The sequence below is a fragment of the Actinomyces dentalis DSM 19115 genome (assembly GCF_000429225.1).
GTDB classification, from domain to species: Bacteria; Actinomycetota; Actinomycetes; order Actinomycetales; family Actinomycetaceae; genus Actinomyces; species Actinomyces dentalis.
On sequence record NZ_AUBL01000002.1, the window covers coordinates 25883 to 39443 of the forward strand.

The following is a 13561-nucleotide window of genomic DNA, read 5'->3' on the forward strand; positions in this document are numbered from 1 at the left end:
GGTCGGATCGGTGGCGGATGGATCGGTGGGGGCCGGGGCTCAGACGGCGGGCGCGGGCGCGGCCGCATCGTCGGACAGCTCGGGGGCGGTGTGGAGCACCCGGGCGTTGCCCGGGAGCTTGAGGGCGAAGCACAGGAGGAAGGAGACGACGTACAGGCCGGCCAGGGCCAGGGCCACCCACAGGTAGCCGCCGGCGGTGGTCTCGTCGCCCAGGAGGAGGGCGACGACGGCGGGGCCCACGAAGGCGCCCAGGCCCGCGCCGAGATTGAGGATGGCCAGGGCGTTGCCCGTCTCGCCGTGGGCGTGGGCGGTGATCAGCGGCGTGGTGGGCACGTGGGCGCTCAGGCCGACGCCCACGCCGGCCGTGCCCAGCGCGATGAGCAGGAAGTTCGGGCCCGCGACGATGGGGATGAGGTAGATGTAGAGCAGCGAGGCCGCCGTGATCGGCGTGGCCGCCCACTGCAGGGTGTTGCGCCAGCCGATGCGGTCGCCCATGACGCCCCAGAAGACGTCGCCGACAATGGCGACGAGGCCGAAGATGGAGAACTCCAGAATGGCCTGCGCCTCGGGCATGCCGAAGACCTTGTGGAGGTAGACGACGTAGAAGGCCTGCATGCCGTACTGGCCGGAGAGGTTGATGATCTTGACGATCCCGCCGATGGAGACCTTCGGGTGGCGCCACAGGACGGAGACGGCCGAGCCCAGGGACTGGCCGATGGACTTGCCGCGGGTCCGGGCCGAGGAGGGGTGGCGGCGCAGGAACAGCATGCCCGTCGTGCCCCCGATGGCGGCCAGCGCCCAGCCGACCCACAGGGTCGCCACGTGGCCGATGGCGCCCAGGAAGAGGCTGGACAGGTAGGAGCCGAGCAGCTGCATGCCCAGGGAGAAGGCGAACCAGAACCACCCCGAGACCGAGGACTGGCGGGCCGGGGGCGTGACCATCATGGTCCAGGTGAGGAACCCGTAGGCGAACATGGGGTAGCCGAAGCCCCGCAGGCCGTAGAACAGCAGCAGGAGGTGCATGTTGTGGCTGGGCAGGCCCACGGCGATGAACAGGGCGTCGAAGATCAGGAAGGAGATCAGGCCGATCAGCATGACCTTGCGGCAGCCCAGCGCGTCGCACAGGGCGCCGGACAGGAAGGCGGCCAGCGCCACGACGACGCCGTAGGAGGTGATGATCGTCGAGGCCTGCGGGACGCTGAAGCCGACCGCGTCGCTGGAGAGGTAGTTGGTGATCCACACGGCCTCGATGCCGTCTCCGATGACGAAGACGACGACGGCGAGGAAGCCGGCGGCCAGGTCGGTGGGGAAACCGGTGCGCTGTATGGCGGCGACCAGTCGGTTGGAGCTGGGCATCATTGACCTCGTTCGGTGAGACGGCACTGTCGCGGCTCCGAGCCTTTCCGGGGCCGACACGACCAGTGTGCGGCCGGCCGGCGCCCGCGCGGTTGCCCGTTCGGGCGTCCGGCGCCGACCGTTCGGCCGGGCCGGCAGCGGCGGGGCGGCGGCGTCGGACCCGCCCGCGGGGCCCGCGCGGTGACCGCGGCGGGGTCCGCGGGTGACCGCGGGCGCCCGCGGCGGGGTCTCAGACACGATCGACCCGGGTCCCCAGCGCCGTGAGGCGCCCCGCTGCGGCGGTGCGCAGTTCGCGGCCGGTGATCACGCGCTCGACGTCGCGCACGTGGGCGAAGCGCACGAAGGTCGAATGCCCGAACTTGTCGTGGCTGCCCACGAGCACGGCCCGGCGGGCGCAGCCCAGCGCCGTCTCCTTGACGGCGGCGACCGCCGGATCCGGGGTGGTCAGCCATCCGTCGTCGGTGATCCCGTTGGCGCCCATGAAGGCGAGGTCGGGCTCCATGCGCTCGAGCATGCGCGTGGCCCAGGCGTCGACGGCGCCCAGCGTCGTCGGGCGCACCCGCCCGCCCACGACGATGACGGTGGTGCGCGGCCCTGCGGCGAGCTCGACGGCGGTGGGCAGCGACGTGGTGACGATGGTCAGGTCGCGGTCGGCGGGCAGGACCCGGCCCACCAGGAGGGGCTGGTTGCCCTCGTCGAGGAAGACGGTCTCGGCGTCGCCGAGGAGGGCGGCGGCCGCGGCCGCGATCCTCTCCTTCTCGTCGGCCAGGTGGCGGGAGCGGAAGCCCTGGTCGGTCTCGAAGGCGGCCGACTCGGCCGGGACAGCCCGCCCGTGGGAGCGGATGACCCGCCCGCCGGCCTCCAGGTGGCGCAGATCGCGGCGGATCGTCTCCACGGAGACGCCGAAGGCGCGCGCGAGGGAGGCGACGTCGGCGCCGCCGGCCTCGCGCAGGTGGGTGATGAGGGCGTCGCGCCGAGCCCGCGAGGTCGGCTGGCGCGACGGCGCGCCGTCAGGGGCCATGGCCCTATCATGCCCGCCCGGCCGGGATCGGCGGGGCGGGCAGGCCGGCCTCCGGGCGCGGGGCTGGCCTCAGTGGGCGATGACGACCTTGAGATGGCGCGGGCCGTGCACGCCGTTGACGCGCACCAGCTCGATGTCGCTGGTGGCCGAGCCCCCCGCGATCCACGTCGTCGGGCGCGCCGGGTTCCGCCCCAGGACGTCCACGGCCTGGGGGACGGTGGGCATGATCGCCTCGCGCTCCAGGACGACGACGTGGGTGTCGGGCACCAGCGTGATCGCCCGGCGCCCCTGGTCGGGCTCGCCGTCGAGGATGATGGTGCCCGACAGGGACACCGCCACGCGCGCGCAGGTGACCACGGCGTCGACCTCGTCCAGCTCCAGGGTCGGGATGGGCGCCTCGCGCGAGTCCTCGCGCACCACGCGCCCGCGGCGGGCCGCGGCCCGCTTGCAGGCTTCGGGCAGTCCGGAGGGGACGACGACGATGCGCGCGCCGCCGAGCAGCTCGTCCACGGCGTCGAGGATCTGCTCGTCGTCCGGGGCCAGGACGACGTCGGCCGAGTAGTCCTCCAGCTTCTCCACCATGTCGGCCACGACGGGCTCGGAGCCCGGGGGGTGGGCGCCGACGCGGATGTAGTCGCGCGGGATCTCGCGCACGGGCCGCCCCCGCTGGGAGCGGGAGATGGCGTCGCGGGCGCGGGCGAGGACGGCGGTCCTGGCGTCCATCACTTCTCCTCCTGGTTCTTCAGCGCCCGGCGGGCCGCCTCCACCGTCGCGGCCGGGGTGATGCCGTCGGGGTGCGTGCGGCGCCACCACTGCCGCAGGGACTCCTCGGGGGCGACCGGCAGGTCGCGCGTGCGGGTCCACAGGGAGGCCGGGAAGGGCAGGGCGCCGATGCGCCCGTCGCGCCCGATGACCCGGGTCGCCCTGACCCCCTGCGCGGCGGCCGTCCACAGCGCCGGGTTGGACATGACCGGCGTGGACGCGTTCATGGCCACGTCCCACATGTCCGGCACCAGGCGCCGCTTGACGTCCACGGAGCGGGCCCGCAGGTGGATGAGGATGGTGGGGATGTCGATCTTGACCGGGCAGACCTCGGCGCAGGCCCCGCACAGAGAGGAGGCGAAGGGCAGGGTGTGGACGGGGTCGTCGTCGGCCAGCCCCTGGGTCAGCTGCGGGGTGAGGATCGAGCCGATGGGGCCGGGGTAGACCGAGCCGTAGGCGTGCCCGCCGGTGTGCTGGTAGACCGGGCAGATGTTCATGCACGACCCGCAGCGGATGCAGGCCAGGGCCTGGCGCCCGATGGGGTCGGCGAGCGCCTTGGTGCGCCCGTTGTCCATGAGGATGAGGTGGAACTCCCGGGGGCCGTCGCCCGGGGTCACCCCCGTCCACATGGAGGTGTAGGGGTTCATGCGCTCGCCGGTGGCGCTGCGCGGCAGGAGCTGGGAGAAGATCTCGATGTCCCGGTAGCGGGGGACGAGCTTCTCGATGCCCATGAGGGTGATGAGGGTGTCGGGCAGGGTCAGGCACATGCGCCCGTTGCCCTCGGACTCGAAGACGGACACGGTGCCGGTCTCGGCCACGCCCATGTTCGTGCCCGAGACGGCCACGGAGGCGTGCAGGAACTTCCTGCGCAGGTGGGCGCGGGCCGCCGCGGTCAGCTCGCGGGGGTCGTCGGACAGGTCCGGCGGGGCGTCGCCCATGCGGTCCAGGAAGATGCCGCGCACCTCCGAGCGGTTGCGGTGGATGGCCGGCACCACGATGTGGGAGGGCATGTCGTCGGCGAGCTGGACGATCATCTCGGCCAGGTCGGTCTCGTGGGCGGTGATGCCCTCGGACTTGAGGTGCTCGTTGAGGTTGGTCTCCTGGGTGGCCATCGACTTGATCTTGACGACGTCGTCCACGCCCTTGGACCTGATGATCGAGGTCACGATCCGGTTGGCCTCGGCGGCGTCGCGGGCCCAGTGGACGACGCCGCCGCGGGCGGTCACATTGGCCTCGAACTGCTCGAGCAGCTCGGGCAGGCGCGAGGCCACCTCGAACTTGACCGCCTCGGCGGCGCTGCGCAGGTCCTCCCAGTCGGGCATCTCCTCCACGCGCTGGGCGCGCTTGGCCCGGATGGTGCGCGTGGCGTGGCCCAGGTTGCGCCGCATCTGGGTGTTGGCCAGGGTCCTGTGGGCGCCCTCGGGGAAGGTGTGCCCCCAGCGCAGGGGGTCCTCCGGGGTGTCGACATCGGTGCGCCAGCCGCCGGTGCGGGCCTGCGGGGCGGGGGCGGGCGTGCCGAGGAACGTGCGCGTCATCAGAGCCTCACCGACTCCCTGCTGGGCTGGAAGGAGACGTGCCCCTCGAAGGGGGCGTCCTCGGTGGATGCGAGGATCTCGGCGATGTGCATGATGCGCACGCCGGAGTTGACCCGGGACAGGGCGCCGCCGATGTTCATCAGGCACGAGTAGTCCCCGGTGCACAGCACCTCCGCGCCGGTGGACATGACGTTGGCGGCCTTGTCGGCGACCATGGCGGTGGAGGTGTCGGAGTTCTTGATGGAGAAGGTGCCCCCGAAGCCGCAGCACACCAGCGCGTCGGGCAGGTCGAGCAGGGTCAGCCCCTCGACGGCGCGCAGCAGGCGGTAGGGCCGGTCGCCCAGGTGGGCCACGCGCATGGAGTGGCAGGTGGGGTGGTAGGTGACCGTGTGCGGGAAGTGGGCGCCGACGTCGGTCAGGCCCAGGACGTCGATGAGGAGCTCGGAGATGTCGTAGGTGTGGCGGCTGAGCTCCTCCACGCGCCGGGCCAGGGCGGCGTCGCCCACGTGCTCGGCCACGAGCCTCTGCTCGTGGCGGGCGGCCCCGGTGCACGAACCGGAGGGCACGACGATGGCGTCCCACTCGCCGTCGAGCACCGGCTCGAAGGTCCGCACGTGGTTGCGGACGATGGCCGCCGCCTGCGCGAAGTAGCCGGTGTTGGCGTGCATCTGGCCGCAGCAGGTCTGCCCCTCGGGCAGGACGACCTCGTGGCCGAGGCGCTCCAGGATGGCGACGGTGGCCTGGGCGGCCTGGGGGAACATGGTGTCCGCCAGACACGTCGCGAACAGGGCGATGCGCACGGTTGACCTTCTTCCTCGAGGCGTCAGTCGATGGCACCGGCCACGATATGGCACGCCGTCCCCTCCCTGCTCGCGCCCCCGCCCTTCGGCGCCGCGGCGCGCGAAAACGACGGCGGCCCGGAAGAGCGGGAGGGGCCAATCCGTCATGCGCGCCGCGCGGAATGCGCCCCGCCCCGCCCGCCCGGGCCGCGCCCGGCTCAGGGGACGGGGACCAGCGGGCCCAGCAGGCCCTGGGAGGCGGCCAGGACCAGCGCGCACAGCGTCAGCAGCAGGCCGATGGAGAACGGCGCCGCCCGCCTGAGGATCTCGGCGTCGGCGCCCTCCGCGTCGACGGCGGTGGCCGCGATCGCCAGGTTCTGCGGCGAGACGATCTTGCCCAGCCCGCCGCCGATGGTGTTGGCGGCCAGCAGCAGGCGCGGATCCAGGTGCGCGCCGGCCGCCGCCGTGGCCTGCAGGTTGGCGAACAGGGCGCCCGCGCTCGTGGCCGAGCCCGCCACGGCGGTGCCGATCCACCCCAGGACGGGCGACAGGAAGGCGAAGGCCGCCCCCGTCGTCGCCAGGGCCGCGCCGACCGCGGTGGTCTGGCCCGAGAAGTTCATGACGTAGGCCAGGGCCATGACGGTGGCGATGGTCAGGATCGACCAGCGCAGGGCGTGGACCGTGCGGGGCAGGACCGCGAACATCGCGCCCACGGAGGCGGGGAAGCGCCCGCCGGAGGAGACCAGGCCGTAGACGACGGCGACGATGGCCGCCGTCAGGAAGATCCACGTGCCCGGGTTGGACAGCGTCTGGAGGGTGTAGACCGCCGAGGCGGAGGCCCGCCCCTCGGCGTTGAGCAGGCTGCCGTACACGCCCGGCCACCGGATCTTGATGTCCGTGCCCGACAGCAGCGCCGACAGGTCCGCGCCGATCCTCCACAGCTTGGTGACGGCGATGATGACCACGACGAGCACGTAGGGCAGCAGGGCCAGGGCCACGCGCCCGCCGTCGGGCCGGTCCGCCGCGGCGACCTCGGTGCGGTGCTCCTCGGGCGTGGCCGGCGTCCACACCAGCAGGAAGACGAAGCAGGCGGTCAGGCCCAGCAGGGAGGCGACGACGGCGGTCAGCTCGTAGGACGCCCCCGGGGTCAGGAAGTGGCCCAGCGCCGCCGCGCCCCCGGCGACCAGCGCCAGCGGCCACAGCTGGCGCACGCCGCGCGCGCCGTCGAGGATGAGCAGCAGCAGGGCGGGGATGAACAGGCACAGGATCCAGGTCAGGCGCCCCATGTCGGCGGCCACCTCGACGGGCCCGGCCCCGCCCAGGCTCGCGGCGGTGGTCACGGGGATCGCCATGGCGCCGAAGCCCACGTTGATGGCGTTGCCCACGATGGTGGCGATGGCCGCCCTGACCGGGGGCAGGCCCAGGGTCACGAGCATGGCGCCGGTGATCGCCACCGGGGCGCCGAATCCCGCCAGCCCCTCCAGCAGGCCGCAGAAGCAGAAGGCGACGATGAGGGCCTGGGCGCGCTGGTCGCCCCTGCCGATGGTGTTGAACACGGCCTTGAGGTCCTGGCTGCGCCCCGAGGTCTCGGTGAGGTTGTACAGCCACACCGCCGCGATGATGATGTAGATGATGGGCACGAAGCCCATGGCCAGGCCCTGGGCGCCGCTCAGGACGGCCATCGGCGCCGGCATGCCGAAGACCAGGACGGCGATGAGGGCCGAGGCCGCCAGCGAGATGAGCGCGCACCAGTGGGTCTTGACCTTGAAGACCCCCATGAGGACGAAGAAGGCGACCAGGGGCAGCAGGCCGACGGCGGCCGTGAGGAAGACATTGCCGCCCACCGCCGTCGTCGACGGCGTGAAGGAGGCGCCGGGCGGGGCCAGGGGCGGGCAGAGGGCGGGCGGAGGCGGGGGAGGTGTCATGTGGGTCTCCAAGATCGGGATGAGGCGCGCCATGGCCTATGTGTCCACGGCGAATCATCGCATCTTCCGCCGTGCGCGGCCCGGGGGTGACGTGCCCGGCCCCGCCCCCGGACCCGGGCGGCCCGGGCGACTCAGATGAAGCCCTGCGGCGGCATCGGGGCGCGACCGGCCGGGGCGACCCCCCGCGCCAGGGCGGCGATCTCGTCGATCCGGGGGACGACCTCGGCGGGCCGCGCCGCCCAGACCTTCATGACGATGTCGACGGCGACGGTGGGCAGCCCCGCCTTTCGCAGCACGACGACGACGCCGGGGTGGGAGATCGTGCCCACCGCCTCGCCGTCGGCCCGGCCCCAGAAGCCCGCTATGTCGGGGGAGGGGCGCAGCCTGACGGGCTGGACCGGGCCGAGGATCCTCCTGAGGAGCTGCTGCTGGGCCCAGTGGCGGGCGGCCTTGGTCCCGTCGTCGTGCGCGATGACCAGGACGATGTCGACGGCGAACAGGCTCTGCGCGTCATCGCCCAGGTACAGCAGCCGGGCCAGCGCCGACGGCCGGTCCATCCGCTGCACCTCCCGGAGCAGCCGCTCCAGCTCGGCCCTCCGGTCGGGGGTGTGCAGCCCCAGGCGGAGGCTCTGACGGCGGGCCCGCTCGCGCTCCCAACCGGGGGGCGGGAACTCGGGAATCGTGAGCCACTGCTCCGACGGCGGATATGCAGCGATCTGCATCCGTGATCTCCTCGTGGGCTTCATATAAGCGAATACGGATTTCGATTGTGGATCTGCGCATATTCTATGCTGCCGCTGTGCTCCCCCACGCGTCGGTCCCCGCGACGGTCTCCCAGCGCCTGCTGGGCGGAATGATCAATGCCTCACTCGTCTGCGCCGTCTGCGCCCTGGTCCCCCTGCCCCCGGCGGGGCGGGTCGGCGCCGGAGCGGGAGTGATCCTCGTGTGCGTCGTCAGCCAGGCCCTGACCGGGGCCGGCCCCGGCGGGGCGGTGTGCGGAACCAGACTCCGCCGCACCGCCCCGCCCCCCGGCCCGCCCGGACGGGCGGCCCTCAAGCGCGCCGGCCTCCTCCTCATCGCCTCCCTGGCCACCCTCGGCGCGGCCCCCCTGATCATGGTGGCCAGGACGGCGGGCCGAGCCGGGTGGGAGACCACGTGGTTCGACCGCGTATCGACGACCTCGGTGGTCTCGACGCGCTCGCGGGCGAGCTACACGCTGGTCATCGAGGGCCGGCCCCTGGCGCTGCGCGCGCCGACGGTCCTGGGGCGCGACCCCGAGGCGCCGCCCGAGCTCGACGGCGCCCAGCGGCTGGCGGTCCTGCCCGAGGAGACGACCCTGTCCAAGACCCACGCGCTGCTGGAGCCGACGCTGTCGGGAGTCATCGTCACCGACCTGCGCTCGACGAACCGGACCTTCGTGGTCGAGGTGGGCCACTTCCGGGAACTAGTACCCGGTCGCGGCGAGCTCGTGGCCCGGGGGTCGACGGTATACTTCGGGCAGGCCGAGTGCAGTATTCGGTGAGAGCACGAACCGCGGTGACGCCCCGGCGCACACGCCCGGGCCGGGAGCCGAAGGAGGGGCCAGTGGCCGATCAGCGGATGAGTACCCGTCAGGCGCGATGGGCGGTGGGGGACTGGATCCTCGTCGTCGCCCCGCACGGAGCGATCCTCCTGTCGCCGGAGGCGCCCGGCACCCTGGACGAGGATCTGTGGGAGCAGATTCACACCGACGGCGTGAGCCTCGCCTCGGTGCTCGACACCCTCGTCATGGGCGCGGGCGGGCGCCTGGCGCGCATCCCCGACTTCGGCCTGGTGATCCTCGGCCGCGACCGCGTCCACCTGGCGCTGCGCGGCGGGGTCGTCGCCGAGGTCGACGGCGCGCGCATCGACGCCGAGGGCGTGGTGACCTGGTACGAGTGCCGCGTCGCCTCCGCCGAATCGCTCGCGCTGTACGCCCCCGGCGCCGCCGATTCCGCGCAGGCGCGCCTGCATCCGGTGCGCGATGCCGTGCTCCCCGCCTCCGCCGTCCACCTGAGCGTCGGCCCGGCCGCGGCCGAGTCGGCCCTCCCGTCCGCCTCGGCCGACTCCGCCGCCTTCGCCGGTTCCGCCGAGGAGCCGGTGCTCACGGTGGTCGAGGAGGATGCCGAGGCGGCCGCGGCGGCGGCCGCAATGGCCGCCATGGTCGCGGCGGCCGCGCAGATCGAGGAGGCCGCGCGGCAGGCCGAAGAGGCCGAGGAGGCCGCGCGGGCTGAGGAGGCCGAGGAGGTCGCACGGGTCGAGGAGGGCGCGGAGGCCGCGCGGGTCGCCCGGGCGATCGCGCAGGCCGAAGACGCCGCGGCGCTCGCACAGGCCCGGGCGGCCGAGGCGCTCGCGGCGGTTGCAGCGGTCGAACGGGGTGAGGCGGCCGAACCGGCCGAACCGGAGGGTCCGGTCGGCGGGTCCGCCACTTCCGCCGAATCGGCTGATGACGTCGCGGGCGGCCCGTCCGCCCACTCCGCCGCCTCCGCCGCCGACGCGGCCCCGCCCGCATCCGCTCCCTCGGCCCCCTCGGCCGACGACGTCGCCCCCGCCGGGCCCGCCGGTCCGCCCGCCCCCGTCGTCTCACCCGTGTCCGCATCCTCGGTCCCCTCGGCCGACGACGACGTCTTCTCCGTCCCCTCCGCCTCGCCCGTCTCGGCGGCCTCCGCCGACGAGCCCGCGCCCGCCGCCGCCCTGCTCGGGCCGTCGCCCCGGCACGCCGCGCTGCCCGCTGCGCCGTCGACCGCCCCGTCCGGGCCGGTCTCCGCCCCGTCCGGGCCGCTGCCCCGCCACCGGCACGCCGCGCCGCCCGCCGAGCCGGAGGAGGAGCCCGCGCCGTCGGCCGCCTCCGCCGCCTTCGCCGACGATGACCCGACCCCGGTCTCCGGGATCATCGTGCCCACGGACATCCCGAGCCCGGTGGAGGACTCCGCCTCGACCCCCCAGATCATCGCCGACGTCGACCACCCGCTCGCCGAGCCGTCGTCGCCCGCCGGGACCGGCGACGACGACCCCGACGACACCGACGCGGCCCCGGCCGGGGGCTCCACGGGCGACGAGCCGCAGCTCGTGGACGCCGACCGCGTCCCGCGCGCCGGAGACCACGACGGCTGGACCGTCGCCGAGCTCCCCGCCGAGCTCGTCAACGAGCTCGGACAGACCCTGACGGGCTCCGAGCCCGGATCCGACCGGCCCGTCATCGACGCGCCCAAGAAGTCGCCCACCGCCCCCCGCACCGCCCTGTCCGCCATCTGCCCGGAGGGCCACGCCAACCCCACGAACTACGTCAAGTGCCGCGAGTGCGGCAGGGCCCTGGCCCAGCCCGCCCGGGTGATCATCTGCCCGCCGCTGGGCCGGGTGCGGACCTCCACGGGCGAGGTCGTCGAGCTGGACCGCCCGGTCCTGGTCGGGCGCGCCCCGGTCCCCTCCGAGGTCCGCGGCCCGGGGGACTCCGCCCCGGCGGTCCTGACCGTGCCGAGCCCCGAGCAGCTCGTCTCCCGCAACCACCTGCTCATCGAGCTCGACGAGTGGTCCGTGCTGGCGCGCAACCTCTCCGAGAGCAACGGCACCCTCCTGCTGCGCGAGGGCGAGCCCGCCCGCAAGATCCCCTCCTCCGAGCCGGTCCTGCTGCGCGCCGGCGACGTCCTCGACCTCGGCGACGGCCAGTCGCTGGCCATGGAGGACCTTCCGTGACATCGGGGCGGCCTCCCGCGCCCCCGGTCATCCCGGGATTCACCTTCCTGCGGGCCCTGGGGTCGGGCGGCTACTCCCGCGTCTACCTCTACGAGCAGCACATGCCCCGGCGCGAGGTCGCCGTCAAGGTCATGCACGACGTCGCCGTCAGCGCCACGAGCCGCTTCGAGCACGAGGCGAATCTCATGGCGAAGGTCTCCTCGCACCCGGCGATCCTGTCCATCTACGGCGCCGGCGTCTCCGAGGGCGGGCGCCCCTTCATCGTCATGGAGTACTGCCCACCCCCGCAGCTGGAGATGAGGGTGCGGCGCGCGCCCCTGTCGGTCGGGGACGCCCTCGACACGGCCATCAGGATCGCCGGCGCCGTCGAATCCGCCCACCGCGTGGGCATCATCCACCGGGACATCAAACCGGCCAATATCCTGTTCACCTCCTATCAGCGCCCCGTCCTGTCGGACTTCGGCATCTCCGCCATGCGCGGCCCCGCCGAGTCCCCCGACGAGCTGCGGGGGATGAGCGTGCCCTGGGCGCCGCCCGAGCAGCTCGTCGGCTCCCGGCACGCGGAGCCGACCACCGACATCTACGCCCTGGCCGCCACGACCTACGCGATGCTCGCCGGGCACAGCCCCTTCGAGACCCCCGGATCCGCCGAGTCCGTCTTCGACCTGGCCCGCAGGATCGTCAAGGACCCCGTGCCGCCGCTGGGCCGGCCCGAGGCGCCGCCCTCCCTCTTCCGGGTCCTGAGCATTGCGATGGACAAGGACCCGTCCCGGCGCTACCGCACCGTGCTCGCCTTCGCCCGCGCCCTCCAGCAGGTGGAGAGCGAGCTCGGCCTGCCCATCACGGCGGTCGACCTCTACTCCGACTCGCTGCCCGCCGCCGGGGCCGTGGCGGAGGACGGGTCCGACGACGACTCCGCCACCCGCATCGGCGTGTTCAGCCGCGTCGATGCGCAGGTGCCGTCCAAGGCCGGCGCCGCCCGCTCGACCTGGTCCTCCACCGGGAACCCGACCAGGAGGCGGTGGAACCCCGTGCTCGTCGGCACGATCGCGGCGGTGGTCGTGGCGGCGGTCGTCATCGGCGCCGTCCTGCTGTCGCAGGGGGCGGACGAGGCCCGCCCGAGGGCGACCTTCGCGACCCTCGCGCCGGGCGGCTCGGATCCCCTGGGGGCCGTCATCCCCCAGCCGCGCACCGTCGTCGGCGAGCGCCTGGGCGACGGGACGGTCTCCTTCACCTGGCTGTCCCCGCAGGACGGCTGGCGGGGCACCTACCTCTACCGCTCCGACGTCGCCGGCCAGGAGGACGAGGACCTGGAGCCGACGACGAAGCCCAGCGCCACGATCGCCGCCCAGCCCGGCTCCACGTGCATCGAGGTCTACGCGGTCCAGACGGACGGGAGGATGTCCCAGCCCGTGCGCAGCTGCGTCACCACCCCCTGACCGTCCCCCGACCCGGACCGCCCTGCGCGCCGCCATCACCACCTGACCTGAAGAACGCCACACCAAGGGGCTTGATCGAGCACCACACCAAGGGGCTTAACCGGGAGTCCGCGCCGAGGGCGCCCGGGGGAGTCGTTTTGGTGATGTCACCTGGGCTCGCATTGCGCCAGGTGGGCTCGCGCGAATCGAGCATAGCCGGATTTTGTCGCGCTGGGCTCGCACGGCGCGAGGTGAGGCGGACTGCGTCGCGCTGGGCTCGCATTGCGCAAGCCGGGCCGGGTTCGGGCCGGCCCGGAAGTCGGCTTGAGAACGTCAATGCCGTCGTTCAGGATCTTCGCCGGATCTGCGCCGGCCCGGGGGCGGCGGGAGGCTCTGGTGCGCTCGTTCGCGTCGGTCCCGCGGGCGGGGGCCGGGGCTGAGATCCGGCTGTCCGCCTCTCAGGCGGTCTCACGGGCGGGGCCGGGGATGGCCGGATCCCGCCCGGGTGCGCCGCCCGGGTCGCGAGCACGTCACTTAACCCGCGAGATCGTCACTTAACCCGCGAGCACGTACCTCTAGCAGACGTGCTCGCGGGTTAAGTGACGTGCTCGCGGACCCGGCCGGGGCTGGTCGTCGGTGACGGACTGGGCGTCGGCGTCAGCGGACACGAACTGGGCGACGGCGGGGCGGTTCCGCCGCCCCGCACCCGCATCACCGCCCTATGAATAACCTTCCGGTCAGGCGGAGCCACTCCAGCCGCTCCCGAGAGGTCCGCGGTGGCGCCAGTTGTCCAAATCTGTTGCAAAGGCCTGGATTCCATCGGGGTGCGTGAAGAGAATCGTTGATATTCCGCGCTTCTTCTCGCGGCCGATCCTGGTCCGAGACGCCTTTGCAACAGATTCGGACACATCCTCGCCCCGGCCAACCCCAGGAGCCCCACGCGTCTCACCATGACCTCGTCCGCCCCCTCTGCATGATGAGCGAGAAGGGTCGTTAAGGAGAAGGGGCTCCGCAGTGCGTCCGTGGGATCGGTGGGAGCGGGTGCGCCACTGGC

10 protein-coding genes are annotated in these 13561 nt (G+C 73.5%); 3 read left to right on the top strand and 7 right to left on the bottom strand.

Features of this window, described 5'->3' with window-relative positions:
* Positions 1 to 39 precede the first annotated feature (39 nt).
* The 7 genes from G446_RS15170 to G446_RS0100915 all read right to left on the bottom strand — a co-directional run bounded on the left by G446_RS15170 (position 40) and on the right by G446_RS0100915 (position 8100).
* Positions 40 to 1356 carry an RbtT/DalT/CsbX family MFS transporter gene (locus G446_RS15170; protein ID WP_084778819.1) on the bottom strand — a complete coding sequence of 439 codons (1317 nt, stop codon included), beginning with the start codon at positions 1354 to 1356 and terminating at the stop codon, positions 40 to 42.
* A gap of 229 nt (positions 1357 to 1585) precedes the next feature.
* A complete protein-coding gene (locus G446_RS0100890) occupies positions 1586 to 2377 on the bottom strand; it encodes a DeoR/GlpR family DNA-binding transcription regulator (protein ID WP_026408700.1) in 792 nt (263 codons plus the stop codon).
* A gap of 69 nt (positions 2378 to 2446) precedes the next feature.
* A complete protein-coding gene (locus G446_RS0100895; RefSeq protein WP_026408701.1) occupies positions 2447 to 3100 on the bottom strand; it encodes a LutC/YkgG family protein in 654 nt (217 codons plus the stop codon).
* Positions 3100 to 4674: a LutB/LldF family L-lactate oxidation iron-sulfur protein gene (locus G446_RS15175; RefSeq protein WP_034468609.1), complete on the bottom strand. Its 1575-nt coding sequence runs from the start codon at positions 4672 to 4674 to the stop codon at positions 3100 to 3102. Before G446_RS15175 ends, G446_RS0100895 begins: the two co-directional genes overlap by 1 nt.
* The gene (locus tag G446_RS0100905) at positions 4674 to 5474 is read right to left on the bottom strand and encodes a (Fe-S)-binding protein (RefSeq protein WP_026408702.1); all 801 of its coding nucleotides are present in this window, start codon (positions 5472 to 5474) and stop codon (positions 4674 to 4676) included. The genes G446_RS15175 and G446_RS0100905 overlap by 1 nt, the downstream gene beginning before the upstream one ends.
* 197 nt (positions 5475 to 5671) lie before the next feature.
* Positions 5672 to 7378 carry an L-lactate permease gene (locus G446_RS0100910; RefSeq protein WP_026408703.1) on the bottom strand — a complete coding sequence of 569 codons (1707 nt, stop codon included), beginning with the start codon at positions 7376 to 7378 and terminating at the stop codon, positions 5672 to 5674.
* Between the two features lie 131 nt (positions 7379 to 7509).
* Positions 7510 to 8100 carry a hypothetical protein gene (locus G446_RS0100915; RefSeq protein ID WP_026408704.1) on the bottom strand — a complete coding sequence of 197 codons (591 nt, stop codon included), beginning with the start codon at positions 8098 to 8100 and terminating at the stop codon, positions 7510 to 7512.
* 77 nt (positions 8101 to 8177) lie between these two features.
* Between G446_RS0100915 and G446_RS0100920 the strand changes: the two genes are divergently transcribed.
* From G446_RS0100920 to G446_RS0100930, 3 genes are all read left to right on the top strand, one after another.
* On the top strand, positions 8178 to 8900 hold the full coding sequence (locus tag G446_RS0100920; protein ID WP_026408705.1) for an FHA domain-containing protein: 723 nt from the start codon (positions 8178 to 8180) through the stop codon (positions 8898 to 8900).
* Positions 8901 to 8962: 62 nt separating this feature from the next.
* A complete protein-coding gene (locus G446_RS18525) occupies positions 8963 to 11089 on the top strand; it encodes an FHA domain-containing protein (protein ID WP_156916461.1) in 2127 nt (708 codons plus the stop codon).
* Positions 11086 to 12528 (top strand): serine/threonine-protein kinase, encoded by a 1443-nt coding sequence (locus G446_RS0100930; RefSeq protein WP_026408707.1) that lies wholly within the window; start codon positions 11086 to 11088, stop codon positions 12526 to 12528. Before G446_RS18525 ends, G446_RS0100930 begins: the two co-directional genes overlap by 4 nt.
* Positions 12529 to 13561: the final 1033 nt, after the last annotated feature.